Origin of the sequence: Mycobacterium sp. 050134 (assembly GCF_036409085.1) — a bacterium.
Classification (GTDB): Bacteria; Actinomycetota; Actinomycetes; order Mycobacteriales; family Mycobacteriaceae; genus Mycobacterium.
In genome coordinates, this window is sequence record NZ_JAZGLV010000015.1 from 63382 (window position 1) to 85289 (window position 21908).

20 protein-coding genes and 1 pseudogene are annotated in these 21908 nt (G+C 71.3%); 8 read left to right on the top strand and 13 right to left on the bottom strand.

Annotated features, from left to right (window positions below; genetic code table 11):
• Positions 1-257: 257 nt before the first annotated feature.
• The 3 genes from SKC42_RS18635 to SKC42_RS18645 form a co-directional block, all read right to left on the bottom strand.
• On the bottom strand, positions 258-1115 hold the full coding sequence (locus SKC42_RS18635) for a pseudouridine synthase (protein WP_330965757.1): 858 nt from the start codon (positions 1113-1115) through the stop codon (positions 258-260).
• Entirely contained in the window at positions 1112-2866 is a 1755-nt protein-coding gene (locus tag SKC42_RS18640) for a glycerol-3-phosphate dehydrogenase/oxidase (protein WP_330965758.1), read from the bottom strand. The genes SKC42_RS18635 and SKC42_RS18640 overlap by 4 nt, the downstream gene beginning before the upstream one ends.
• A gap of 73 nt (positions 2867-2939) precedes the next feature.
• Positions 2940-4355, bottom strand: a complete 1416-nt coding sequence (locus SKC42_RS18645; RefSeq protein ID WP_330965759.1) for an NAD(P)H-quinone dehydrogenase — start codon at positions 4353-4355, stop codon at positions 2940-2942.
• A gap of 76 nt (positions 4356-4431) precedes the next feature.
• Here SKC42_RS18645 and SKC42_RS18650 point away from each other — a divergent pair, with 76 nt between their 5' ends.
• Complete coding sequence (locus tag SKC42_RS18650) at positions 4432-4908, top strand: gamma-glutamylcyclotransferase (RefSeq protein ID WP_330965760.1); 477 nt, start codon at positions 4432-4434, stop codon at positions 4906-4908.
• 85 nt (positions 4909-4993) lie between these two features.
• On the opposite strand, the pseudogene SKC42_RS18655 reads toward SKC42_RS18650, so the two are convergent.
• The 4 genes and pseudogenes from SKC42_RS18655 to SKC42_RS18670 all read right to left on the bottom strand — a co-directional run bounded on the left by SKC42_RS18655 (position 4994) and on the right by SKC42_RS18670 (position 9058).
• Positions 4994-5859 (bottom strand): annotated as a pseudogene (locus SKC42_RS18655) (endonuclease domain-containing protein).
• Positions 5860-5981: 122 nt separating this feature from the next.
• A complete protein-coding gene (locus SKC42_RS18660; RefSeq protein WP_330965761.1) occupies positions 5982-7151 on the bottom strand; it encodes an amidohydrolase in 1170 nt (389 codons plus the stop codon).
• A complete protein-coding gene (locus SKC42_RS18665; RefSeq protein ID WP_330965762.1) occupies positions 7148-8332 on the bottom strand; it encodes a M20 family metallopeptidase in 1185 nt (394 codons plus the stop codon). Before SKC42_RS18665 ends, SKC42_RS18660 begins: the two co-directional genes overlap by 4 nt.
• A 63-nt stretch (positions 8333-8395) precedes the next feature.
• Positions 8396-9058 (bottom strand): cutinase family protein, encoded by a 663-nt coding sequence (locus tag SKC42_RS18670; protein ID WP_330965763.1) that lies wholly within the window; start codon positions 9056-9058, stop codon positions 8396-8398.
• Between the two features lie 115 nt (positions 9059-9173).
• Here SKC42_RS18670 and SKC42_RS18675 point away from each other — a divergent pair, with 115 nt between their 5' ends.
• Both SKC42_RS18675 and SKC42_RS18680 read left to right on the top strand, forming a co-directional pair.
• A complete protein-coding gene (locus SKC42_RS18675) occupies positions 9174-9977 on the top strand; it encodes a purine-nucleoside phosphorylase (RefSeq protein ID WP_330965764.1) in 804 nt (267 codons plus the stop codon).
• Between the two features lie 5 nt (positions 9978-9982).
• The gene (locus SKC42_RS18680) at positions 9983-11563 is read left to right on the top strand and encodes a phospho-sugar mutase (RefSeq protein ID WP_330965765.1); all 1581 of its coding nucleotides are present in this window, start codon (positions 9983-9985) and stop codon (positions 11561-11563) included.
• Here SKC42_RS18680 and upp read toward each other — a convergent pair.
• Positions 11560-12183 carry a uracil phosphoribosyltransferase gene (gene upp, locus SKC42_RS18685; protein ID WP_330965766.1) on the bottom strand — a complete coding sequence of 208 codons (624 nt, stop codon included), beginning with the start codon at positions 12181-12183 and terminating at the stop codon, positions 11560-11562. The two genes, SKC42_RS18680 and upp, sit on opposite strands and share 4 nt — an antisense overlap.
• A gap of 153 nt (positions 12184-12336) precedes the next feature.
• Between upp and SKC42_RS18690 the strand changes: the two genes are divergently transcribed.
• The 3 genes from SKC42_RS18690 (at position 12337) to SKC42_RS18700 (ending at position 15663) form a co-directional block, all read left to right on the top strand.
• Complete coding sequence (locus SKC42_RS18690; protein WP_330965853.1) at positions 12337-13173, top strand: alkaline phosphatase family protein; 837 nt, start codon at positions 12337-12339, stop codon at positions 13171-13173.
• A 42-nt stretch (positions 13174-13215) separates the two neighbouring features.
• Positions 13216-14547, top strand: a complete 1332-nt coding sequence (gene satS / locus SKC42_RS18695; protein WP_330965767.1) for a protein export chaperone SatS — start codon at positions 13216-13218, stop codon at positions 14545-14547.
• Between the two features lie 132 nt (positions 14548-14679).
• Positions 14680-15663 (top strand): VWA domain-containing protein, encoded by a 984-nt coding sequence (locus SKC42_RS18700; protein WP_330965768.1) that lies wholly within the window; start codon positions 14680-14682, stop codon positions 15661-15663.
• A 6-nt stretch (positions 15664-15669) separates the two neighbouring features.
• Here SKC42_RS18700 and SKC42_RS18705 read toward each other — a convergent pair whose 3' ends face one another.
• Positions 15670-16677: a VWA domain-containing protein gene (locus tag SKC42_RS18705; RefSeq protein ID WP_330965769.1), complete on the bottom strand. Its 1008-nt coding sequence runs from the start codon at positions 16675-16677 to the stop codon at positions 15670-15672.
• 65 nt (positions 16678-16742) lie between these two features.
• Positions 16743-17777: a cupin gene (locus SKC42_RS18710; protein ID WP_330965770.1), complete on the bottom strand. Its 1035-nt coding sequence runs from the start codon at positions 17775-17777 to the stop codon at positions 16743-16745.
• A 144-nt stretch (positions 17778-17921) separates the two neighbouring features.
• Between SKC42_RS18710 and SKC42_RS18715 the strand changes: the two genes are divergently transcribed.
• Both SKC42_RS18715 and SKC42_RS18720 read left to right on the top strand, forming a co-directional pair.
• A complete protein-coding gene (locus tag SKC42_RS18715) occupies positions 17922-18599 on the top strand; it encodes a GntR family transcriptional regulator (RefSeq protein ID WP_330965771.1) in 678 nt (225 codons plus the stop codon).
• Positions 18600-18699: 100 nt separating this feature from the next.
• Positions 18700-18984: a GlsB/YeaQ/YmgE family stress response membrane protein gene (locus tag SKC42_RS18720; protein WP_330965772.1), complete on the top strand. Its 285-nt coding sequence runs from the start codon at positions 18700-18702 to the stop codon at positions 18982-18984.
• Between the two features lie 58 nt (positions 18985-19042).
• Here SKC42_RS18720 and SKC42_RS18725 read toward each other — a convergent pair whose 3' ends face one another.
• From SKC42_RS18725 to SKC42_RS18735, 3 genes are read right to left on the bottom strand one after another with little or no spacing between them, the layout of a single operon-like run.
• Positions 19043-20131: an adenosine deaminase gene (locus SKC42_RS18725; RefSeq protein ID WP_330965773.1), complete on the bottom strand. Its 1089-nt coding sequence runs from the start codon at positions 20129-20131 to the stop codon at positions 19043-19045.
• Complete coding sequence (locus tag SKC42_RS18730; RefSeq protein ID WP_330965774.1) at positions 20128-21411, bottom strand: thymidine phosphorylase; 1284 nt, start codon at positions 21409-21411, stop codon at positions 20128-20130. The genes SKC42_RS18725 and SKC42_RS18730 overlap by 4 nt, the downstream gene beginning before the upstream one ends.
• A complete protein-coding gene (locus SKC42_RS18735; protein ID WP_330965775.1) occupies positions 21408-21803 on the bottom strand; it encodes a cytidine deaminase in 396 nt (131 codons plus the stop codon). The genes SKC42_RS18730 and SKC42_RS18735 overlap by 4 nt, the downstream gene beginning before the upstream one ends.
• Positions 21804-21908 lie beyond the last annotated feature (105 nt).

Sequence of the window (21908 nt, forward strand, 5' to 3'; positions counted from 1 at the left end):
GAAATCCGGTGAAAACTCTCGATGTCTACGGCACGAATAGCCCAAAAACATTGCGCTTCGACGCCTTAGCTGCGGTCGAAAATTTCGCAATTGACGCTAGCACTTGCCGTGCCCGACGTGCGCTTTTCCCCTCAGCGGGTGACGTGAGGATCGGCACGCGCAGCGCCCACCTTCAGACCGCGAGCGTGCGTGTCTGTACGCCGACACGCCGCTGCGAGTGGCATTCCGCGCACCCTCGCGAGGAGGTCAGGCGGGCGCTAGGGTGCCGTCCGGCGGCTGACGAACTCGCGGCGCGCACCGGTCAGCGGGTCGGTGAACGCGACGCGCTGGGCCAGGAGCCGCAGCGGCGCGCTGAAATCGTCGGCCGGCACGTCGATCACGTTGGGGTACAGCGGATCCCCGTCAATCGGCAGCCCGAGCGAGGCCATGTGCACCCGCAGCTGGTGGGTGCGGCCCGTGCGCGGAGTCAGCCGGTACAGGCCCTCGCCGGCGCGTTCCACCAGCGTCTCGGCATTCGCCGGCCCCGGCTCGCAGACCGCCTGCAGGTGTCCCCGGCGCTTGACGATGCGGTTGCGCACCACGCACGGCAGCGCGACGGACGGCGCGCCGGCGGCCCGCGCCAGGTACGTCTTGGCCACCAGCGCCTGGGCGAACAGCGTCTGGTAGGCGCCGCGCACCTCGCGGCGCGCGGTGAAGACCAGCACGCCCGCGGTCAGCCGGTCGAGCCGGTGCGCCGGGGCCAGCTCGGGCAGGCCCAGGTCGCGGCGCAACCGGACTAGCGCGGTCTGCACGACGTGCCGGCCCCGCGGCATGGTGGCCAGGAAGTGCGGCTTATCGACGACCACGATGGACGCATCCCGGTAGAGCACCGGCACGTCGAAGGGCACCGGAACCTCAGCGGGCAGCTCCCGATAGAGATAGACGTGCGCCCCGGCGGGCCGCACCGTCGCCTCGTCGACCGCCACCCCGTCGGCGTCGACCACCTCCCCCGCCAACACCTTCGACCGGGCCGCCGCGCCGAACCGGGCGGTCAGCTCCGCCAGCACCGGCCCGCCGCGCAGCCGCACCCGCGCCGGGCCGAGGCCGTCGCGAACCGGAAGCGGCGCGGCCCTCAATTGAGCGGCACCGGCTCGAGGATCTCGGCGCGCGCCTCCGGCGCGCTGGCCCGCAGCTCATCGGCCGACACGTCGTCGGGCTGGGCCTGCGACAGGACCTCGGCCTCCACGCGCGCGGTGTAGTTGGCCACCTCGCGCTCCACGTCGCCGGCGCTCCACCCCAGCACCGGCGCCACCACGTCGGCCACCTCCCGGGCGCAGGCGACGCCGCGGTGCGAGTACTCGATCGAGATCCGCATCCGGCGGGCCAGGATGTCCTCCAGGTGCAGCGCCCCCTCGGCGGTGACGGCGTACAGGGCCTCCACCTTCAGGTAACCCGGCGCCTCCTTGAACGGGCGCAGCAGGTCGGGGTCCCCGGCCGCGAGGGCCAGCACGTCGCCGATCAAGGACCCGTAGCGGTCCAGCAGGTGACGCACCCGATACGGGTGCAAGCCGTGGGGCGCCGCGACGTGCTCGGCCTGGTTGACCAGCGCGAAGTAGCCGTCGGCGCCCAGCAGGCTCACCTTCTCGGTGATCGACGGCGCCACCCGGGCCGGGACGAACTGGACCGCGGCGTCGATCGCGTCGGCGGCCATCACCCGGTAGGTGGTGTACTTGCCGCCGGCGATGGCGACCAGCCCCGGCGCCGGCACCGCGACGGCGTGCTCGCGGGAGAGCTTCGAGGTCTCCTCGCTCTCGCCGGCCAGCAGCGGCCGCAGCCCCGCGTAGACGCCGTCGATATCGGCGTGGGTCAGCGGGGTGGCCAGCACCGTGTTGACGGTGCGCAGGATGTAATCGATGTCGGCCTTGGTGGCGGCGGGGTGGGCCAGGTCGAGGTTCCAGTCGGTGTCGGTGGTGCCGATGATCCAGTGGCTGCCCCACGGTATGACGAACATCACGGACTTCTCGGTGCGCAGGATGATCGCGACGTCGCTGACGATCCGGTCGCGTGGCACCACCACGTGCACGCCCTTGGACGCGCGCACCTGGAACCGCCCGCGCTGCTTGGACAGCGCCTGGATCTCGTCGGTCCACACGCCCGTGGCGTTGACGACGACGTGGCCGCGGACGTCGGTGATCGAGCCGTCCTCGGAGTCGCGCACCCGCACGCCAGTGACGCGGTCGCCCTCCCGCAGCAGCGCCACCACCTGCGTCGACGACCGCACCACCGCGCCGTAGTGCGCGGCCGTGCGTGCGACGGTCATGGTGTGGCGGGCGTCGTCGACGACGGTGTCGTAGTAGCGGATGCCGCCGATCAGCGAGCTGCGCTTGAGGCCCGGGCTCAGCCGCAGCGCCCCCGCGCGGGTCAGGTGCTTCTGCGCGGGAACGGATTTCGCGCCACCGAGCTGGTCGTAGAGGAAAATCCCGGCGGCGATGTACGGCCGTTCCCACCCGCGATGGGTCAGGGGAAACAGGAAGGGCATCGGCTTGACAAGGTGGGGCGCCAGCGTGGTCAGCGACAGCTCCCGCTCGTAGAGCGCCTCGCGCACGAGGCCGAATTCCAGTTGCTCGAGGTAACGCAGGCCGCCGTGGAACATCTTCGACGAGCGGCTCGAGGTGCCCGAGGCGAAGTCGCGCGCCTCCACCAGGGCCACCCTGAGCCCGCGGGTGGCGGCATCAAGCGCGCACCCGGAGCCCACCACGCCGCCGCCGATGACCACCACGTCGAACTGCTCGGCGCCGAGCCGGTCCCAGGCGTCCCGGCGTTGCTGCGGTCCCAGCACGGACGCCGGCGAGCTCTGCCCGCTCGGTGCGTGAATCGGGTCGCTCACTGGGGAAACTCCTGTCGGTTACTCGTCAGTAGGACTCGTGCACCACCAAGGCTACGGCTTCTCCCCTGGCGTTTCAGTCCAGATCGTCGTGGGCCATCAGCCGCCGGGCCGCCTCGGTGATCGACCCGGACAACGAGGGGTAAACGGCGAGCGTCTGCGCCAGCTCGTTGACGGTGATGCGATTCTGGACGGCCACCGCGATCGGCAGGATCAGTTCCGAGGCGATCGGGGCCACCACCACGCCGCCGATCACCACGCCGGTGGATTTGCGGCAGAACATCTTCACGAAGCCCTGCTGCAGGCCCGACATCTTGGCCCGCGCGTTGGTGCGCAGCGGGAGCATGATCGTGCGGGCCGACACCGAACCGTCGTCGATCATCGCCTGCGGCACGCCGACGGCCGCGATCTCGGGCCGGGTGAACACCGTGGCCGCGACCGTGCGCAGCCGGATCGGGCTGACGCCCTCGCCCAGCGCGTGATACATCGCGATGCGGCCCTGCATGGCGGCGACCGACGCCAGCGGCAGCAGGCCGGTGCAGTCACCGGCGGCGTAGATCCCGGCCACCGAGGTCCGCGACACCCGGTCCACGGTCAGGTAGCCGCCGCGGCCCAACTCGATGCCGACGCGGTCCAGGCCCAGGCCGCCGGTGTTGGGCACCGACCCGATCGTCATCAGGGCGTGGCTGCCCTCCACGGTGCGCCCGTCGGCCAACGTGACCAGCACGCCGTCGTCCGTGCGGGTGACCGACTGGGCCCGGGCGTTCTTGACCAGCTGCACGCCGCGCTCGGAGAACGCCTCCTCCAAAACCAGGGCGGCGTCGGCGTCCTCGTAGGGCAGCACCCGGTCGCGGCTGGCTACCACCGTCACCGGAACGCCCAGCTCGGTGTAGGCGTGCACGAACTCGGCGCCGGTGACGCCGGAGCCGACGACGACGAGGTGCTCGGGCAGCGCCTCGAGGTTGTACAGCTGCCGCCAGGTCAGGATCCGCTCGCCGTCGGGCTGGGCGGACGGCAAGACGCGAGGGCTGGCGCCCGTCGCGATCAGCACCACGTCGGCTTCGAACTCCGTGGTGGTGCCGTCCGGGGCGGTCGCCTTGATGCGGTGGCAGGCCAGCCCCGGCGTGGGGTCGACCAGCTCGCCGTGGCCGGCGACCACGTGCACGCCCACGGCGAGCAACTGTTCGGTGACATCGGCCGACTGCTCCTTGGCGAGCCGCCTGACCCGGGCGTGGATCGCCGGCAGCGAGATCTTGGCGTCGTCGATGTCGATGTCGAACCCAAGCCGCGGCGCCCGGCGCAGCTCGGTGCGTAACCACGTGGAGGCGATGAAGGTCTTGGACGGCACGCAGTCGTCGAGCACCGCCGCGCCGCCGACGCCGTCCGAGTCGATGACGGTGACGTGAGTGGTGTCGGGGTGGGAGGTAGCGGCGACCAGCGCGGCTTCGTAACCGGCCGGGCCTCCGCCGAGGATCACGATGCGGGTCGCCACGGTTCAAACCTAGCGGCAGGCCGGGCGAAGCGCTCAGGTGAGCACCGCGCGGCGCGATGCCGTTTAAGCTTGCCCCGTGCCGCTCTACGCCGCCTACGGGTCGAACATGGATCCCGAGCAGATGCTGAAGCGCGCACCGCACTCCCCGATGGCCGGAACCGGCTGGTTGCACGGCTGGAGGTTGACCTTCGGCGGCGAGGACATCGGCTGGGAAGGCGCCCTGGCCACCATCGTGGAGGATCCCGATTCGAAGGTGTTCGTCGTCCTGTACGACATGACGCCGGCGGACGAGAACAACCTGGATCAGTGGGAGGGCTCGGAGTTCGGTGTGCACAAGAAGATCCGGTGCCGGGTGGAGCGGATCTCGTCGGACACCAACACCGATCCGGTGCTGGCGTGGCTGTACGTGCTGGACGCCTGGGAAGGCGGCCTGCCGTCCGCGCGGTACCTGGGCGTGATGGCCGACGCCGCCGAGATCGCCGGCGCGCCGGCCGACTACGTGCACGACCTGCGGACCCGTCCGGCCAGCAACATCGGCCCGGGGACGGGTTGACTTTCCGCGGCGCGCCTCGCCTTTTTTTGGCGAGCGTGCGTGTTTGCACACCGACACGCCGTCGTGGACGGCATTCCGCGCACGCTCACGCCGCCCGCTCGCAGCGCCGCGCGATCCGCGCCACGAGTTCGCGAGGCCGAAGCCTGACATCCTCGGCAACGATGGGCACGACGACCCAGCCGAGGTCCTGGAGCGCGGCGGCGCGGCGCCGATCACGCAGGAAAGCGCGCGGCCCGGTGTGCCAGTCAACGCCGTCATACTCGGCGGCGACGCGGTGCTCGGGCCAGGCGAAGTCCAGGCGCCAGATGTTGCCCTCCAGGTCCACGACCTCGTGCTGCAGCACCGGGTCGGGCAGCCCGCCGTCGATCATGACGAGCCGCACCTCGCTCTCCATCGGTGACTCGGCGAGCGGGGAGGCCAGCGCAGCAGCGCACGCACGTTGACCACGCCGCGACGCCCGGACTGCAGCCGCAGCGCCCGCGTCAACTCGCCACGGCCGCACCGCCCGCTGCGCAACGCGGCGTCCAGCGTGGCCAGAGCCCGGGGCCGGCGAAGCCCTCGGGCGACCTCGATCGCCGTCCACGCGGGCGCTGTGGCCGGCCGCCCCGCGACCACGGTCAGCGGCGCACCCTCGCGCCGATGCACGACGAGGCCGTCGGCCGACCGCAATTGCCCACCCGGCGGACTGAGGACGTGCAGGTCCGCGCCACTCTCGGTGTTGAAGCCGTACGCGGCCGCGGCCGTGCTCAGGCACACCGCCACCCTGCGACCGCAGGCCAGGTCCAGCCCCTTGAGCCGCAATGCGTCGGTTACCTCGCCTTGCCCATAGATCCCATACCAAATCCGTTGCAGCTCACGCTCCAATCGGCGACGGGGCAAGTACGTCAGCGCCTGAGCGGATGTGACGACTCCGCCTTGAGCGTCGAGCAACCGGCCGAGCTCTGGGTGCATGCCAGCAATCGTGGGAGTCCCCGGTTATGCCGACAATTCACCCTGGCGAGCGTGCTGGCGAGCGTGCGCAGAATGCCGCCAGCAGCGGCGTGTCGGCGTGCAAACACGCACGCTCGCGGTCCTTAGAAGGTGGCTGCCTGCTCGATGATGTTGACCATTACGCGCACGCCGATCGCCAGGGCGCGCTCGTCCAGGTCGAAGTTCGGCTGGTGCAGGTCGAGCTGCGGGCCGTCCCCCGGCCACACGCCCAGGCGCGCCATCGCGCCGGGGATCTCCTCGAGGTACCAGGAGAAGTCCTCGCCGCCGCCCGACTGCCGGGTGTCGGCCAGCGCGTCGGGACCGGAAGCCTCGATCGCGTGGGTGAGGATGCGCGTCGACACGTCCTCGTTGACCACCGGCGGCACGCCGCGGTGGTACTGCAGCGTGTGCTCGATGTTCAGCGGCGACAGCAGGGCGGAGACGGACTCCCGGATCAGGCCCTCCAGCTCGAGCCAGGTGTGCCGGCTGGCCGTGCGCACGGTGCCGCACAGGACGCCGGTCTGCGGGATCGCGTTGGCAGCGACGCCCGCGTTGACCGCCCCCCAGACCAGGACGGTGCCGTTGCGGGGGTCGAGGCGGCGCGACAGCACCCCAGGCAGCCCGGTGATCAGGGCGCCCAGCCCGTAGACCAGGTCGGCGGTCAGGTGCGGGCGCGACGTGTGGCCGCCCGGCGAGTACAGCCGGATCTCGATCGAATCGGCGGCCGAGGTGATGGGTCCGTGCCGGACCGCGACCTTGCCGACCTCGAGCCGGGGGTCGCAGTGCAGGGCGAAGATTCGCGACACCCCGGTGATCGCCCCGGCGGCGATGGCGTCGATCGCCCCACCGGGCATCAGCTCCTCGGCGGCCTGAAAAAGCAGCCGCACCCCGACCGGCAGCTCAGGCACCGACGCCAGCGCCATCGCGGTACCGAGCAGGATCGCCGTGTGCGCGTCGTGGCCGCAGGCGTGCGTGACGTTGGGCATGGTCGACGCGTAGGGCGCGCCGGTCCGCTCGGCCATGGGCAGGGCGTCGATGTCGGCCCGCAGCGCGATCCTCGGCTCCCCCTCCGGGCCGAGGTCGCAGACGAGACCCGTGCCGCCGGGCAGCACCTTGGGGTTCAGGCCCGCGTCGGCCAGGCGCTCAGCGACGAACTGGGTCGTGGCGTATTCCTGCCGGCCCAGCTCGGGGTAGCGGTGGATGTGCCGGCGCCACTCGACCAGGTCGTCGGCGTGGGCGGCCAACCACGATTCGGCGGCTTCGGCGAGGCTCATGCGTGTGCCCGGCGTTCGTGGGCCGCCAGCACGCGGTCGCGTTCGGCGGGGTTCTGGGCGAGGTGGATCACTGTGCGCGCCAGCATGATCGCCCCCTCGACGACGGCCCGGTCGGCGCTGGGCCCGGCGGCGGCAGCAGCGAAGGCACGCTGGTGGACCATGGCGCCGCCGGCGTCGACCCCGATGACGGGGTGAATTCCCGGCAGCACCTGCGTCACGTTGCCCATGTCGGTGCTGCCCATGGGCAGCGCCGATTCGTACTCGGGAGCAACCGGCTCACGCCCCAGCCGGCGCATCTCCTCCCGGAAGACCCCGGCCAGCCACGGATCGGGCTTGAGCTCGTCGTACGGCGGTGCGGGGTTGGCGATCTCGTATTCGCAGCCGGTGGCCAGGGCACCCGCGGCGAAACACGCGTACATCCGCCCCTCCAGTTCCCGCAGCGACTCCGCCTCGACCGCCCGCATCGCGTACTGCAGGCTCGCGTGCCCAGGGATGACGTTGACCGCCTGTCCGCCGTCGGTGACGATGCCGTGCACCATCTGCCCCGGGGCGAGCTGCTGCCGCAGCAACCCGATGGCCACCTGGGCCACCGTGACGGCGTCGGCGGCGTTGACGCCCTGGTGCGGCGCGACGGCGGCGTGCGACTCCTTGCCACGGTAATCGACGTCGGCTTCCGACAGCGCCAGCGAGCGGGCCGCGGCGATGTCGGCCGGCCCCGGGTGCACCATGACCGCCGCCACGACGTCGTCGAACACCCCGGCGTCCAGCAGCAGCGCCTTGCCTCCACCGGCCTCCTCGGCGGGGGTTCCGATCAGCGCGACGCGCAGGCCAAGCTGGTCGGCCACCTCCGCCAGCGCCAGGGCCGCGCCCACCGCCGACGCGGCGATGATGTTGTGGCCGCAGGCATGCCCGATCTCGGGCAGCGCGTCGTACTCGGCGCACACCCCGACGACCAGGGGTCCGCCACCGAAGTCGGCGCGGAACGCGGTGTCCAGGCCACCGGCGGGCGCGGTGACCTCGAAGCCGCGTTCCGCGACGAGCGCCCGTGTCTTGGCGCAGCTGCGGTGCTCGGCGAACGCGAGCTCCGGTTCGGCATGGATGGCGTGGGACAACTCGACGAGGTCGCCACCGCGTCGCCGCACCACGTCTTCGGCGCTGTCCAGGGGGGTGGCTGTGGGCATCCTTGCAGTATCCCACCCAGCGGTCTCCCGGCCTTCTCCCCCGGCGTCCCCGTCCGAGGCGGCCTACACCAGTCCGGCGATGAAGGATGCCGCCTGGCCCGGGTAGGGCGGATCCCCGTAGTCGTGATGCGCGTCGCGGTCGCGACCGCCGACGACGCAGATGGGGTCGCCCGGGCTGCAGATGTCGATGGCACGGCCGGCGAACAGCCCGGTCGACGAGAGCGGGGTGTTGAAGCGATTCCCGGGGTTGCCGAAGACCGCGACCGCCGCGACCTTGCCGGCCAGGCCGGGATCCAGCGGCGGCGCCGAGCCGAAGTTGCCGATGGTGTTGCCCAGCGGCGGCACGTCGGCCAGCATCGAGACGGCCGCGGCGCCCTGCGAGAAGCCGCCGAGCACCAGTCGCGTCGACGGGCACTGGTCGACCATTTGCGCGATGTGGTCACGCGCGTCGTTGGCCGCGTCGGCGGTCGTCAGGAAGTTGTAGCTGGCCGGGTAGTTCACCGGATAGGCCTCAACCGTGTGCCCGCCGAGGGACCGCTGCATCGCGGCGAACAGCGCGTCGCCCTCGGCCCCCAGGCCCGGCGGCTCGGCGGTGCCGCGGGCGAAGATGAGTTGGACATTGGGGCAGTCCGCCCGCGCCGCCGGCGCCGGACCGCCGGCAAGCGCGAGCAGTGAAACCGCCACGGCGGCGACCAGGCCGGCAACCGGCCAGCTCCGAAATCCCATGCGGCAGATCCTCACATATCCCGGACGGCAGCGCGGGTCGAGTCCCGGCGAAAGGACCAGCCGGCGGGTGGGGGGGGCAGCGCCTCCCCGCGGCCCGCCCCGTCGCCGGGCTAGATTGACCGGTGTGAGCGACCCCTTGGACCTCGCGCGGCGGTCGGCGGACGTCATCGCCGAACGTACCGGGGTCGACGAGCACGACGTCGCCGTGGTCCTGGGCTCGGGATGGTCGCCGGCGGTGACGGCGCTGGGCTCCCCGACCGCCGCCCTCCCGCAGGCCGAGCTGCCCGGGTTCGCGCCGCCCACGGCAGTCGGGCACACCGGTGAGCTGTTGTCGACGCGCCTGGCCGGGCACCGGGTGCTGGTGCTGGTCGGCCGGGTGCACGCCTACGAGGGGCACGACCTGGGCCACGTCGTGCATCCGGTGCGGGCGGCGTGCGCGGCCGGCGCCCGCGTGGTGGTGCTCACCAACGCGGCCGGTGGGCTGCGCCCGGACATGGCGGTCGGTCAGCCGGTGCTCATCAGCGACCACCTCAACCTCACCGCCCGATCGCCGCTGGTAGGCCCGCAGTTCGTCGACCTGACCGACGCCTACGCCCCGCGGCTGCGCCGGCTCGCCCTCGATGCGGAGCCCGGCCTGGCCGAAGGGGTTTACGCCGGGCTGCCCGGCCCGCACTACGAGACGCCGGCCGAAGTCAGGATGCTGCGGACGCTGGGCGCCGACCTGGTCGGGATGTCGACGGTGCACGAGACGATCGCGGCGCGGGCGGCGGGCGCCGAGGTGCTCGGGGTCTCGCTGGTGACCAACCTGGCCGCCGGGATCACCGGCCAGCCGCTGAGCCACGCCGAGGTGCTGGCGGCCGGGGCCGCCTCGGCCACCCGGATGGGCACCCTGCTGGCCGACGTCATCGCCCGGCTCTGACCCGGATGACGCCCGAGGAGTGGATCGCGCACGATCCCGACCCGGTGACGGCGGCCGAGCTTGCCGCGTGCACGCCGGCCGAACGCGCGGCGCGGTTCGCCCACCCGCTCGCCTTCGGCACCGCGGGCTTGCGCGGCCCGGTGCGCGGCGGTCCCGACGCCATGAACCTCGCCGTCGTCCTGCGCGCGACGTGGGCGGTCGCGCGGGTGCTCAGCGATCGCGCCGGCGCGGTAGTCGGCGGCGACGCCCGGCACGGCTCGGCGGCCTTCGCCGCCGCGGCAGCCGAAGTCCTTGCTGCTGAGGGTTTTTCGGTGCTGGCGCTACCCCTACCGGTGCCCACCCCGGTGGTGGCGTTCGCGGTGCGGCGCACCGGCGCCGCCGTCGGCATCCAGATCACCGCATCACACAACCCGCCCGCCGACAACGGCTACAAGGTGTACTTCGAGGGCGGCATCCAGATCGTCCCTCCCAGCGACCGCCGGATCGAGGCCGCCATGGCCGACGCTCCCCCGGCCGACGAAATCGCCCGCACGCCGGTGGCATTCGCCGGCACGGATCTGCTCGAGCGCTACGTCGAGCGGGCCGCCGGGGTGCGGCGCGGCGCGGGATCCGTGCGGGTGGCGCTCACACCGCTGCACGGGGTGGGCGGCGCGGTTGCGCTGGAGGCGCTGCGCCGCGCGGGCTTTGCCGACGTACACACCGTCGGGGCGCAGTTCGCGCCCGACCCCGACTTCCCCACCGTCGCCTTCCCGAATCCGGAGGAGCCCGGCGCCACCGACGTGCTGCTCGCCCTCGCCGCCGATGTCGGCGCCGACGTCGCGATCGCCCTGGACCCCGACGCCGACCGGTGCGCGGTGGGCGTGCCGGCGACCGGGGGCTGGCGGATGCTGTCGGGCGACGAAACCGGCTGGCTCCTAGGCGATTACCTGCTGTCGCACGCAACGCCCGGCCGGCACAACGTGGTGGCCAGCACGGTGGTGTCGTCGCGGATGCTGGCGGCGATCGCCGCGCACCACGGCGCGACGCACGTCGAAACGCTCACCGGCTTCAAGTGGTTGGCACGCGCGGACTCCGCCGGCGGCCGGCTGGTGTACGCCTACGAGGAGGCGATCGGGCACTGCGTCGACCCGGACGCCGTGCGCGACAAGGACGGCATCAGCGCCGCGGTCCTGGTCTGCGACCTGGCCGCTTCGCTGAAAAGCCGGGGCCTTTCGGCGCTCGACGCGCTCGACGACCTCGCCCGCCGGTATGGTGTGCACGACGTGGCGGCCGTGTCGAAGCGGGTCGCCGACACCGACGAGGCGGCCGGACTCATGCGCCGGCTGCGCGCGGCGCCGCCGGACCGGTTGGCGGGTTTCGACGCGACGACGACCGACATCGGTGACGCGCTGATCTTCACCGGCGGCGAGCCGGCGAGCCGAGGCGCGTGGGTGCGGGTGGTGGTGCGCCCCTCGGGCACCGAGCCCAAGCTGAAGTGCTACATCGAAATTGGCTGCCCGGTGACCGGCGAACTCGATGCCGCCCGGCAACGGGCCCGCGCCCTGCGCGACGACGTGATCGCTGCCGTCGGCGGCCTGTTCGGCTAGCGCGGCCCGTACTGGCGGTCGCCCGCGTCACCGAGGCCCGGGACGATGTAGGCGATCTCGTTGAGTCCGTCGTCGACGGCCGCGGTGTAAAGCCGTGCGCCCGGCGCCGAATCCCCCAGCGCCGCAATGCCTTCGGGCGCGGCCACGGCGCACACCACGGTGATGTCCGCCGCGCCCCGGGCGGTCAGCAGGCCGACCGCGTGGATCAGCGATCCCCCGGTGGCCAGCATCGGGTCGAGGACCATGACGCCGACGCCGGTCAGGTCGTCGGGCAGCGACTCGAAATATCCCGTCGCCCGGTGCGTTTGCTCGTCGCGCGCCACGCCGACGAAGCCCACCCGCGCGCCGGGCAGCAGCGCGAGCGCCTGGTCGACCATGCCGAGCCCGGCGCGCAGCACGGGAACCAGCAGCGGCGGGTTGGCCAACCGCACCCCGAGGGTGCCGGTCAACGGCGTGCGGATCGGGAACGACTCCGTCGCGGCGTCGCGGGTGGCCTCGTAGACGAGCATCGCGGTCAGGTCGCCCAGCGCCGCGCGGAAGCCGGCATTGTCCGTGCGTTCGTCGCGCATCGCGGTCAGCCGGGCCTGTGCCAGCGGGTGGTCAACGACGCGTACGTCCACGGGCTTTGACCTTATATAACAATCCGATCCAAGTCGGTTGACACGCTTGCGCGCGTGCGGTTCGGCGGCCGCGGCCGACCATATACTCCCCGCGTGCGGCGCCCACGACGACAATTCACAACGGCCCGACGAACGGCCCGACGAACGGCCCGGCTGCTCGCCGCGGCGGTGGTCGCCGGGGTGGCGGCCACCCCGCTCGCCCCACGGGTCGAGCTCACGGCCGCCGCGGTCCCCCAGCCCGCCCACGTGGTGATCGTCATCGAGGAAAACCGCTCGCAGAACAACATCATCGGCAACAAGTCGGCGCCCTTCCTCAACGCGCTGGCCGCCCGCGGCGCGCTGATGACGCAGTCGTTCGCCGAGACCCACCCCAGCGAGCCGAACTACCTCGCGCTGTTCGCGGGCAGCACCATGGGCGTGACCAAGGACAGCTGCCCGGTCGACGGCGGCGCCACACCCAACCTGGCCTCCGAGCTGCTGGCGGCCGGTTACACGTTCGTCGGGTTCGCCGAGGGCCTACCCGCCGTTGGCTCCACGGTGTGCAGCGCGGGAAAATACGCGCGCAAGCACGTGCCCTGGGCCAACTTCACCAACGTGCCGCCGGGGGACTCGTTGCCGTTCTCGGCGTTCCCGATGGGCAACTACGCCAGCCTGCCGACCGTCTCGTTCGTCATCCCCAACAACGACGACAACATGCACGACGGCTCGATCCCCCAGGGGGACGCCTGGCTGAACCAGGAGTTGTCGGGGTACGCGAACTGGGCGGTGGCCAACAACAGCCTGCTGATCGTGACGTGGGACGAGGACGACAACTCGACGACCCGCAATCAGATCCCGACGGTGTTCTACGGCGCGCACGTGCGGCCGGGCGCCTACCCCGAACAGATCAGCCACTACAACGTGCTGTCCACCCTGGAGCAGATGTACGGCCTGCCCAAGATCGGTTTGGCGGCCAACGCGCCCGCCATCACCGACATCTGGGGCGGGTAGGCGCGCCGCGCCACATCGCCGGCCGTCGCTATTGTGTGCCGCATGGCTGCTGACCTCGTGCCCATCCGCCTGAGCCTGCCCGACGGCGACCGCTACACCGTCTGGGCACCCCGCTGGCGTGATGCCGGCGACGAGTGGGAGGCCTTCCTGGGCAAGGACGAGGACCTGTACGTCTTCGAGACCGTCGCCGACCTGGTCGCGTTCGTGCGCTCCGACACCGACAACGACCTCGCCGACCACCCGGCGTGGAAGGACCTGACCGGGGTGCACGCGCACAGGTTCGAGCCCGCCGACGACAAGCGCTTCGACCTCGTCGCGGTCGAGGAGCTGGTGTCGGAGAAGCCGACCGAGGAATCGGTGACCGCGCTGGCCGGGGTGCTGACGATCGTGTCGTCCGTCGGTTCGGTGTGCGAGCTGACCGCGGTGTCGAAGTTATTCAACGGCAACCCCGCCCTGGGCACGGTCTTCGGTGGCATCGAAAACTTCACCGGCAGGGCGGGCCAGAAGCGGTGGACTGCGATCGCCGAGATCGTCAACCGCAGCTGGGACGACGTGCTCGCCGCGATCGAAGGCATCGTCAGCACCCCCCAGGTCGACGAGGCCCTGTCGGAGAAGGCCGCCGAGGAGCTGGCCGAAGAGCCCGAAGGCACGGAAGAGGCCGACGACGAACTCGAAGACACCGAAGACGCCGAAGACACGGAAGACACGGAAGACACGGAAGACACGGAAGACACGGAAGACACGGAAGACACCGAAGACTCCGAAGAGAGCGACGACGCCGAGGAGGTGCCCCGCGCGTCCGGCGACACGGTGGTGCTGGGAAGCGACGAGGACTTCTGGCTGAAGGTGGGCATCGACCCGATCCGGATCATGACCAGTTCGGGCACCTTCTACACGCTGCGGTGCTACCTCGACGACGAGCCGATCTTCCTGGGCCGCAATGGCCGCATCAGCGTGTTCACCTCGGAGCGGGCGCTGGCCCGATACCTGGCCGACGAGCACGACCACGACCTGGCGGACCTGGCCACCTACGACGACATTCGCACCGCCGCGACCGACGGCTCGCTGGTCGTCGAGGTCACCGACGACAACATCTACGTGCTGTCCGGGCTGGCCGACGACTTCGCCGACGGACCCGACGCAGTGGACCGCGACCAGCTGGACCTGGCCGTCGAGCTGCTCCGTGACATCGGCGATTACTCCGAGGAGGGCACGGTCGACAAGGCGCTCGAGACGAGTCGGCCGCTGGGGAAGCTGATCGGGTACGTGCTCGAGCCGGATTCGGTCGCCAAGCCCAACCCGCCGTACGCGGCGGCGGTCCGGGAATGGGAACGGCTGGAGCAGTTCGTCGACGGGCGGCTCCGGCGCGAATAGGGCGCGCACGAGCGGGAACGGCCGGGAATTCAGTGCGTTTGACGGGCCGTCGAGTCTCCTCTTTACTGGCGGCAGCATCCGCCGTCGGTCGAGGGGGCGGCTCGGGCGGGCCTGGACGGGAGGGTGAGTCACGTGTCGCTTCCCGGCGTCGGTCCCCTGCCGCTGTACGGATTCCAGCGCCCGGCGATGCTGCTGTTCGCCCTGGTCCCGCTGGCCCTGCTGGGCCTCTACGTCGTCGTCCAGGCCCGCCGCCGACGCCGGCTGCACCGGTATACCGACGCGCGGGTGCCGCAATCGGTGTGGCGGCACCTCCCCCTCGCGGTGGCCCTGCTCAGCCTGATCCTGCTGACGATCGCGCTGGCCACCCCCACCCATGACATGCGCATCCCGCGCAACCGCGCGGTCATCATGCTGGTGATCGACATGTCGCAGTCCATGCGGGCCACCGACGTCGAACCCAACCGGCTCAAGTCGGCCGAACAGGCGGCCAGCCAGTTCGCCGGTCAGCTGACCCCGGGCATCAACCTCGGGCTGGTCGCGTTCGCCGGGACGCCCTACCTGCTGGTGCCGCCGACCCCGCAGCACCAGGCCACCGTCGACGCGCTCAAGAAGCTGGACTTCGCCGACAGCACCGCGACCGGCGAGGCGATCTTCGCCGCCCTGCACGCGATCGGGGCCTCGGCGATCACCGGCGGCGACCATCCCCCGCCGGCCCGCATCGTGCTGCTCTCGGACGGCGGCGAGAACCGGCCGTCGGATCCCAACGACCCGCACGACGGGGCCTACACCGCGGCGCGGCTGGCCAAGGACCAGGGGGTGCCGATCTCGACGATCTCGTTCGGCACGAAGACGGGCGAGATCGAGATGGACCGGCAGCGGATCGCGGTCCCGGTGTCGACGGACCAGATGAAGACCATCGCCCGGCTGTCCGGCGGCCAGACCTACACCGCCACCAATCTCAGCGAGCTCGAGAAGGACTACGACGCCATCGAGCGTGAGATCGGCTACCGGATCGTCCCCGGCCCCGGCAGTGCGGGGTGGCTGCGCCTGGGGGTGATCGCCGCGCTGGTGGCGGCGGCGCTGGGGCTGCTGATCAACCGGCGGCTCCCGGTCTGACCGCGCTCAGGCGGGCAGCCTGCGGTTCAGCAGCAGGCCGGCCAGCAGGGCGCCGGCCAGCACCACCGCCCCCAGCAGCATCCAGGCGAGGCTGGCGTCCCCCTTGACGGTCTCGTAGCCGATCTGATGCTGCAGGGTCGTGTAGACCTCCTTGAGCGACTCCAGGCTGTCGGCGTGGAACGACTGGCCGTCGGTGATCTCGCAGATCTTCTGCAGCGTCTGGTCATCGACGGGGACGGGGATGGTGGCGCCCTGGTATTCGACGGTCCCGTAGGGGGTGCCGAACGAGATCGTCGAGATCTGGATGCCCTGCGCCTTGGCGGCCCGGGCCGCGGTGAAGGCGCCCTGGGGGGCGTTCGGGTCCAGTGGGACGTTCTCGGCGCCGTCGGACTCCAGCACGATCCGCGCGGGCGGCGGGCCGTCGCCGCCGCCCAGCACCGAGCCGACGGTCGCGATCGCCTGCATCGCCGTGAAGATGCCCTCGCCGGTCGCGGTCTTCGGCGCGGGCTTGAGGCTGTCGATCGCGGCCTTGACGGCGTCCCGGTTCGTCGTCGGCGCCACCAGCAGCGAGGCGTTGGCCGCGAATTCCACCAGGCCCAGGTTGATGGCCGGCGTCAGCTCGTCGGCGAACTGCTTGCCGGCCACTTTGGCGGCGGTCAACCGGTCGGGTGCGACGTCGGTCGCGGCCATCGATTCCGACACGTCGATCACCAGCATGACCACGGCGCGGTTGAGGGGGATCCGGACGTCGGACGTCGGGCCGGCCATCGCCGTGGTCAACAGGACCAGCGACGCGGCGAGTAGCACCGTCGGCAGGTGGCGCCAGCGGCTCGGGCGCGGCGGCGCGACGCGCTCCAAGACCTCCATGTTGGCGAACCGGAGCGCGCGACGGCGGCGCCTGAAGAGTAGGGCGGCGTAAACGCCCACCACCAGCAGCACCGCCAGCAGGAACAGGAAGAACCAGGCGTGCTGGAAGCCGGTGAGCGACACGGGGCCCAGCAGAGGCAGCTTCATGTCCAGCCACACTATTCGTCGACTCCCGACGCTGCAGGACCCCGTGGCCCCCGGTCACACGCGCATCAACCGACGACGAGGTCGTGGCTCTTGCTGAACCTGATGTCGAGGCTGCGCAGGTGGGTCTGCAGGCCGGCGTCCTGGATGGGGATCAGGTGGGCGGGCCGGTCGGTCTCGTTGTAGTGCGCGTGCCACATGCCCGGCGGCGTGGTGAAGGCCCCGCCGGCCCGCCACTCGACCCGCGTCGGGTTGACGATGTCGCCGTTGGCGTCGAGTTCGGTGCCGAGCAGCGTGTAGCAGCCGTGCTCGGGCGCGTCGAGGATCAGGTCCAGGGCGACCGACTGGTGCCGGTGGGCGCGCTGCACCTGGTTGGGCGGCAGCACCCCGAACATCGCCCACAGCACGTCGGTGATGGTCAGCGTCTGCTCCTGGTTGGCGTTGGCCAGCAGCACGCTGACGCGGCTCTTGTCGTTGGCGCCGGGCTGGGCGGCGATCTCCTCCAGCTTGGCCACGGCGTCCGTGCGCCGGAACTTGGTGGCGCGGAACCGCGGCTGGGTGGCCTCGGCGCCGAGGTAGCGCAGCAGGGGCTCGTCGTGCACCCAGTACATCGCCGTCTCGTCGTCGGCGTAGAAGACCGAGTGGGTGCCGGCCGGCAGGGTCAGGAAGTCGCCCTTCTCCCACTTGACGAGCTGACCGTTGATGGCCGCGATCCCGCGCCCGTAGAGGACGTAGTAGAGCTGCGAGGTGGCGTTCGGGCTGGCGTCGACCTGCTCGCCGGTGCGGATGCGCACGAAGTTGGCGAGCAGCGCGGGGCTGGTGGCCTCGCCGGTCGTGAGCCCGAGCTCCTTGGAGAGATCCAAAGGGAAGATTCCCGTCGGCTGATCGACGTAGATACCCGGGTCAAACCGGGTAATCGGCACCTGCGGGGCGTCTCCCGAGCCGATCGGGTTGGCGGCCTGCGAGTACTCGTAGAAGCGGGCGTCGTCGGCCCACTCCGCGAAGCGGCCCTCGAAGCCGTACTCGGCGACGTTCACCATCGGGGCCGGGACGGTGGGGTCGAGGTTGGGAACCACGGACTGGTTCGTTTCCAGGGTCGTCATAAGGCATCCTTTGGGCTGGACTTGACTTACATCCCTAACGTATCTCACTTGTATCTCAGCGTCAACGCGCCGGCGACGGCCGTCGACCGGTGTACCGTTCAAAGACGCTTTTGAGATACGACTGAGCTACAAGAAAGGCTGGAGGTGGCCACCAGACCCAGTGACGCGCGGCCGGCCACGGCCAAGGACCGCGCCCTCGAGTACGTCAAGACCCAGGTGCTCACCGGAGCGTTCCCCGGCGGCGAGTTGATCAGCGAGGGTGACGTCGCCGGCGAACTAGGCATGTCCCGTACGCCGGTGCGCGAGGCGTTCCTGCGCCTCGAGGCCGAGGGGCTGCTGCGGCTCTATCCGCAACGCGGCGCCCTGGTCGTCCCGGTGTCACCCGAGGAGGTGCGCGCCGTCATCGAGGCGCGGTCGGTGCTGGAAAGGTTCGCCGCGACCACGGTGATCAATCGCGGCCCCGCCGCCTGCGCCGCGCTTTTCGAGCGGTTGTCGGGTCAGCTGCAGCGACAGAGCGAGGCGGCCGCCGCGGCCGACTGGCGCCAGTTCCTCGACGCCGACCGCGCCTTTCACGCCGCCACACTCGACGAGTCGGGCAACGCCATCCTGGCCGGTTTCTATTCGTCGCTGCGGGACCGGCAAATGCGGATGATCGGCGAATCGGCACTGCGCGAACCCAGCCGGGTGGCGACCATCCTGGACGAGCACCGCGCCATCGCCGAGGCCCTGCGCGACGGCGACCTGCCCCGCGCGCAGCGCGCCGTGCAGGCCCACCTCGCCAGCACGGTGCGGGCCATGGGCGTCGCGGTCGACCACATTTGAGAGTGCCGTCCCGGCCGAACTGTGTTACGAGACGCCGATTCCGGGGAACTCCTGTCCAAGATGGCGCCCACCCCGGGAGCCGTTACGAACAGGAGCGGAAATGATCGGATCGATAGTCCTCGCCATCGTGGTGGGCGCGATCATCGGTTTGGTGGCGCGTCTCGTGATGCCGGGTAAGCAGAACGTGGGCATGCTCATGACGGTTGCCATCGGCGCCGTCGGTGGCCTGGTCGGCTCGGCGCTCGCGAGCCAGTTCGGCTACCACAATGCCAACGGAGGAGTCGCATGGATTCCGTTCTTCATCGGAGTCGGCGTCGCCATCGTTCTCATCGCCCTCTACGAGACCCTGACGGGTCGCCGCACCGGCACCAGGCTGCCCCGCTAAGCGGCCAGCCCTCGCAAACGCCGCTCGCCCGGTCGCCGGGCGGGCGGCGTTCGCCGCCTCAGCCGATCAGCACCGCGTACCGCGGCTTGATCACCTCGTCGATGATGGCCAGCCGCTCGTCGAACGGGATGAACGCGGACTTCATCGCGTTGATGGTGAACCGCTCCAGGTCGCTCCACCCATAACCGAAAGCGTCCACCAGGCGCGACATCTCGAGGCTCATCGAGGTGTCGCTCATCAGCCGGTTGTCGGTGTTGACCGTGACCCGGAACCGGGTGCGTGCCAGCAGGTCGAACGGGTGGTCGGCGATGCTGCGCACCGCGCCGGTCTGCACGTTGGAGCTGGGGCACAGCTCCAGCGGAATCCGCTTGTCCCGCAAGATGGATGCGAGGCGGCCAAGCCGGACGCCCCCGTCGGCAAGCACGTCGATGTCATCGACGATGCGCACCCCGTGGCCCAGCCGGTCGGCACCGCAGAACGCGATGGCCTCGTGGATCGACGGCAGCCCGAACGCCTCGCCGGCGTGAATCGTGAAGCGCGCGTTGTTGTCCCGCATGTACTCGAAGGCGTCCAGGTGTCGCGTCGGGGGGTTGCCGGCCTCGGCGCCGGCGATGTCGAATCCGACCACGCCCCTGTCGCGCCAGCGGATCGCCAGCTCGGCGATCTCCCGGGACACCGCGGCATGTCGCATCGCGGTGACCAACAGCCGCACCACGATCGGCCGTCCCGCTGCGGCGCAGGTCTTCTCGCCGTCGGTGAAGCCGGCCAGCACGGCGTCGACGATCTCGTCGAACGACAGCCCGCGGTCGATGTGCAGCTCCGGGGCGAACCGGACCTCGGCGTAGGCCACCGAGTCGGCGGCCAGGTCTTCCACGCACTCGAACGCCACGCGGTGCAGCGAGTCCGCCGTTTGCATCACCGCCACCGTGTGCGAGAAGGGCTCGAGGTAGCGCTCCAGCGAGCCGCTGTGCGACCGCGTGCGGAACCACTTCGCCAGCGCGTCGACATCGGTGGCGGGCAACCCGTCATAGCCGGTGCGGCCGGCGATGTCGACCACCGTCGACGGGCGCAGGCCCCCGTCGAGGTGGTCGTGCAGCAGGGCCTTGGGCGCCCTCTGGATCTGCTCGAAGGTCAGGGGGGTGGTCATGTGAGGATCCGATCGATGACGAGCGGCCGGCCCGCGGGTGCGGTATCACCCACGCTGTAGCCGCCGGCCAGCTCGGCCATCGCGGCGGCGAAGCGGTCCGGGGTGTCGGTGTAGAGCGTGAACAACGCCTCGCCGGCCGCTACCGGCTCCCCCGGCCGGCGGTGGATCCGCACGCCCGCACCCGACTGCACGGCACCACCCGGCCGGGCTCGTCCCGCGCCGAGCCGCCAAGCCGCCAGCCCCACTGCCATCGCGTCGATATCGCCCATTGTGCCGCCCCGGGCCGCGGTCACGGTCTCGGTATGCGCACCGATCGGCAACGGGACCGACAAGTCGCCGCCCTGGGCGGCGATCAGGCGCCGGAAGCGGTCCATGGCGGAGCCGTCCCGCAGGGCGTCGGCGGGGTCGCGGTCACCGATCCCGGCGAGCTCGAGCATCTCACGGGCGAGTCGCAGCGTCAGCTCGACGACGTCCGGCGGGCCGCCGCCGGACAGCACCTCCAGCGATTCGGCGACCTCGAGCGCGTTGCCCACCGTCTTGCCTAGCGGGCAGTTCATGTCCGTCAGCAGCGCGCGGGTCGGCACGCCGTAGGACGCGCCCAGCTCGACCATGGTGCGCGCCAGGTCGCGGCATTGCGCCTCGGAGGCCATCAGCGCCCCCGACCCCACCTTTACGTCGAGCACCAGCGCGCCCGTGCCCTCGGCCAGCTTCTTGCTCATCACCGAGCTGGCGATCAGCGGCAGCGACTCGACGGTGCCGGTCACGTCGCGCAGCGCGTACAGCTTGGCGTCGGCCGGGGCCAGCTCGCCGGCGGCGAAGATGGCCGCGCCCACGCCGCGCAGCTGCTCGCGCACCCGGCCGCTGGGCAGGTCGGCGGTGAACCCGGCGATGGACTCCAGCTTGTCCAGGGTGCCGCCGGTGTGACCGAGCCCGCGGCCCGAGGCCTGCGGCACCGCCGCACCGCAGGCTGCGACGACGGGCACCAGCGGCAGGGTGATCTTGTCCCCCACCCCTCCGGTGGAATGCTTGTCCACGGTCGGCAGCGGCAGGTCACCGAAATCCAGGCGCGGCCCGGACGCCACCATCGCCGCCGTCCAGCGCGCCAGCTCGCCGCGGTCCATGCCGCGAAAGACGATCGCCATCAGCAGGGCCGCCATCTGCTCCTCGGCGACGACACCGGCGGTGTAGGCGCCGATCACCCAGTCGATGGCGGCGTCGGACAACCGGCCGCCGTCCCGCTTCGTCTTGATCAGCGTCGGCGCGTCGAACGGGAGGCTCACGCCAGATCCTCGGGCCCGAACGCGTCGGGCAACAAGTCGCCGAGGCGGCGCGGCCCGGCCGGATGGTCCACCAGCAACTCGGGGCCGCCATGCTCCAGCAGCACCTGGCGGCAGCGTCCACAGGGCATCAGCGCCGAGCCACCCGCGTCCACGCACGCCAGGGCGACCAGCCGCCCACCCCCCGTTGCGTGCAGGGCGCAGACCACCCCGCATTCGGCACAGAGACCAAGGCCATATGAGACGTTCTCCACATTGCACCCGGTGACGACGCGGCCGTCGTCGACCAACGCGGCGGCGCCGACCCGAAATCGCGAGTAGGGCGCATACGCACCCGTCGATGCCTGAGTTGCCTTGTCGCGCAAGTGATCCCAGTCGATTCCCGGCGTGTTCAACCCGCTACCTCCGAAGGGCCGTGTCCCCAGGTCACCCTAGACCCAAACCCCATTTCGCCTGGCGGTGAGTTCGGCGCCGCGGGCTAACTCGCCGGGTTAGGCTGG

What these genes read in the sequence shown, in the direction of transcription:
- SKC42_RS18660 (WP_330965761.1), bottom strand. Translation starts at nt 7,151, where the DNA reads ATGAGCCTCGCCGAAGCCGCCGAATCGTGGTTGGCCGCCCACGCCGAC.
- SKC42_RS18665 (WP_330965762.1), bottom strand. Translation starts at nt 8,332, where the DNA reads ATGCCCACAGCCACCCCCCTGGACAGCGCCGAAGACGTGGTGCGGCGA.
- SKC42_RS18670 (WP_330965763.1), bottom strand. Translation starts at nt 9,058, where the DNA reads ATGGGATTTCGGAGCTGGCCGGTTGCCGGCCTGGTCGCCGCCGTGGCG.
- SKC42_RS18680 (WP_330965765.1), top strand. Translation starts at nt 9,983, where the DNA reads ATGACGCCCGAGGAGTGGATCGCGCACGATCCCGACCCGGTGACGGCG.
- satS (WP_330965767.1), top strand. Translation starts at nt 13,216, where the DNA reads ATGGCTGCTGACCTCGTGCCCATCCGCCTGAGCCTGCCCGACGGCGAC.
- SKC42_RS18705 (WP_330965769.1), bottom strand. Translation starts at nt 16,677, where the DNA reads ATGAAGCTGCCTCTGCTGGGCCCCGTGTCGCTCACCGGCTTCCAGCAC.
- SKC42_RS18710 (WP_330965770.1), bottom strand. Translation starts at nt 17,777, where the DNA reads ATGACGACCCTGGAAACGAACCAGTCCGTGGTTCCCAACCTCGACCCC.
- SKC42_RS18720 (WP_330965772.1), top strand. Translation starts at nt 18,700, where the DNA reads ATGATCGGATCGATAGTCCTCGCCATCGTGGTGGGCGCGATCATCGGT.
- SKC42_RS18725 (WP_330965773.1), bottom strand. Translation starts at nt 20,131, where the DNA reads ATGACCACCCCCCTGACCTTCGAGCAGATCCAGAGGGCGCCCAAGGCC.